Source organism: Okeania sp. SIO2F4, assembly GCF_010672385.1.
GTDB lineage: Bacteria > Cyanobacteriota > Cyanobacteriia > Cyanobacteriales > Microcoleaceae > Trichodesmium.
Map to the genome: position 1 here is coordinate 1 of NZ_JAAHGT010000777.1, position 2,947 is coordinate 2,947.

The window sequence follows — 2,947 nt, forward strand, 5'->3', positions numbered from 1 at the left end:
GTGCAATTAATGGGAGGAGATATTACCGTTAACTCTCAAGTAGGAAAAGGTACAACTTTTCGATTTTACATCCAAGTTGCTATTATCAATAAACAAGATATAGAAACTCAAGAAAATCATCGTCATGTTATTGCCTTAAAACCCAATCAAACCCGATATAAAATATTAATTGTAGATGACCGTCCGACTAATCGTTTATTATTAATTAAGCTATTACAACCATTAGGATTTGAATTAAAAGAAGCTACTAATGGAAAAGAAGCTGTTGAAATTTGGGATGAATGGCAACCTCATTTAATTTGGATGGATATGAGAATGCCAATTATGGATGGTTATGAAGCAACTCAAATAATTAAAGGTACAATTAAAGGAAATGCGACGGCAATTATTGCTTTAACAGCTAGTGTATTAGAAGAACAGAAAGCCATTATTTTATCAGCAGGATGTGATGATTTTGTCAGGAAACCTTTCCGAGAAGCAACGATTTTTGAAACGATGAAAAAGCATTTAGGAGTTGAATATATTTATGAAGAAGAAATGCCATCTCAAACTTCCACTGAGTCATCGAGTTTAACAGTAGAAGATTTACAGAAAATGCCGAATGAATGGTTAGAAAAAGTGTATTATGCTGCTAAAGCTTTAGATGATGATATTATCTTAGAACTAATTGATGAGATTCCTGTTGAGCAATCTTTATTAGGGGAGAAGTTAAAGAGTTTAGTTGAGGATTTCCAATTTCAGACAATTAGACAACTGATTGAATCTATTTTATGATCAATTATTCTGTAAGCATTCAGCCGTCAGCTAACAGCTCTCAGCTATTGCTTTTAGTGCGTGTTCAAAACTTGATTAATGGAGTCAGATTTTTCTGACTACAAAAGCTAGCACTATTGACCTGATTTATTTAAACCCCGTCCTTAAACGCAGGTTATTCTTGCGCTTTTGCTGACTGCTTACATTATTCTTGAAAATATTTAAAATATAATTATGATTAAATCTAATGATTTACCAAAACAAAATTTAGAAGCTACAATTTTAATTGTTGACGATCAAATTTCCAATTTAAAAGTTTTAGCAATTCTCTTAAAAAACAACAATTATAAAGTCAAAAAAGCTATTAATGGGGAAAATGCTCTGATTGCAGTAGAAACTGATATTCCTGATTTAATTTTATTAGATATTAAAATGCCTGAACTTGATGGCTATCAAGTTTGTAAACTCTTAAAAGCAAATCCTCAAACCCAGGAAATTCCTATAATTTTTATTAGTGCTTTAAATGAAGTTTTTGATAAAGTCAAAGCTTTTGAAGTAGGAGGAATAGACTATATCACCAAACCTTTTCAAGAAGAAGAAGTTTTAGCAAGAATCAAAAGTCAATTAACAATTCAAAAACAGAAACGACTCTTAGAAAAAGAAAGACAATTATTAAAAATAGAACAAGATAATCTTAAAGCAGAAATTAGACAACGCAAAGAAGCAGAGGCTATTTTATATCAATCTAGGGCAATCATTTCTAGTATTGTCAATAGTTCCCTTGATGGGATTGCCGCTCTAGAAGCAGTCAGAAATCCAAAAACTGGAAAGATTGAGGAGTTTCGCTGTTTATTGGTTAATCCTCTGATTGCAGAAATTTTTAATCAAGAAACTGAGAATTTAATCGGTAAGTTGGTTTTTAAAAGATTTATTCAGAAAATTGACCCTAATTTATTTCTCGCCTTTGTTGAAATCGTAGAAACAGGAATACCTTTAGCAAAAGACTTTACTTATAAACATAAACAAGAGCAAAAATGGTATCATTTCATTGCCGTTAAATTAGCTGATGGTTTTGCCATTACTGTAAGAGATATTACGGCAAGGAAAAAGCTAGAATTAGAACTAAATCATCTCGCAACCATAGACGGATTAACAGGAATTGCTAATCGTCGTATTTTTCAGGAAATTATATTGAAAGAATGGCAACGTTGTCAAAGAGAAAAACAACCTTTATCTCTGATATTATTCGATCTGGATTATTTTAAATTATATAATGATTTTTACGGACATCAAGCTGGAGATAATTGTTTAAAGCAAGTTGCTCAAGCTGCAAAGAATGTCTTAAATCGTCCTTATGATCTGATTGCTCGTTATGGGGGTGAAGAATTTGTGATTCTTTTGCCTAATACAAATCAGCAAGGGGCAAGTTTGATCGCTGAACTTATCCAACAAGCTATTCGCAAAATAGCAATTCCCCACGAAAGATCCCAGGTAAGTTCAATTGTCTCTACCACTATGGGTATTGCTAGTATCATCCCCAGTTCGGAAAATTCACCGGATTCTCTGATTGCAATGGCGGATAAAGTTTTATATATAGGGAAACAAGAAGGACGCAACCGAGCGATCGCTTATACTCCATAAAAAATGATTTGTGAAAAAAACTGTAGGGGTTTAGTCTCCCAACCCTGTTATATCAAAGATTACAACCTATTTAGAATTGCTATAGACCATAAAACTATGAATACTATATCAAAGGAAAATTCAGAAGGAATTATTTTGATAGTTGACGATAACCTGCCAAATTTAAAAGTTTTAGCAACTCTTTTAAAAAATAATAATTATCAGGTAAGAAAAGCCATTGATGGAGAAAGTGCATTGCTTTCTGTAAAAACTGATATTCCTGATTTAATTTTATTAGATATTAAAATGCCTGAACTTGATGGCTATCAAGTTTGTGAACGCTTAAAAGCGAATCCTAACACCCAGGAAATTCCTATAATTTTTATTAGTGCTTTAAATGAAGTTTTTGATAAAGTCAAAGCTTTTGAAGTAGGAGGAATAGATTATATCACCAAACCTTTTCAAGAAGAAGAAGTTTTAGCAAGAATCAAAAGTCAATTAACAATTCAAAAACAGAAACGACTCTTAGAAAAAGAAAGACAATTATTAAAAATAGAACAAGATAATCTTAAAG

The 2,947-nt window shown here is 31.9% G+C and carries 3 protein-coding genes; all 3 read left to right on the forward strand.

All coding sequences use genetic code 11. The features are described from left to right. Window positions 1-774: ATP-binding response regulator (locus F6K22_RS32495; protein ID WP_293107830.1), on the forward strand; the 774-nt coding region annotated here is incomplete at its 5' end. A 213-nt stretch (window positions 775-987) separates the two neighbouring features. After that, a complete protein-coding gene (locus F6K22_RS32500; protein ID WP_293107832.1) occupies window positions 988-2,394 on the forward strand; it encodes a diguanylate cyclase domain-containing protein in 1,407 nt (468 codons plus the stop codon). 96 nt (window positions 2,395-2,490) lie between these two features. Beyond that, window positions 2,491-2,947 (forward strand): response regulator (locus F6K22_RS32505; RefSeq protein ID WP_293107835.1); only part of this gene is annotated, 457 nt, incomplete at its 3' end.

Coding starts and splice junctions, on each gene's coding strand:
- F6K22_RS32500 (WP_293107832.1), top strand. CDS start 988: ATGATTAAATCTAATGATTTACCAAAACAAAATTTAGAAGCTACAATT.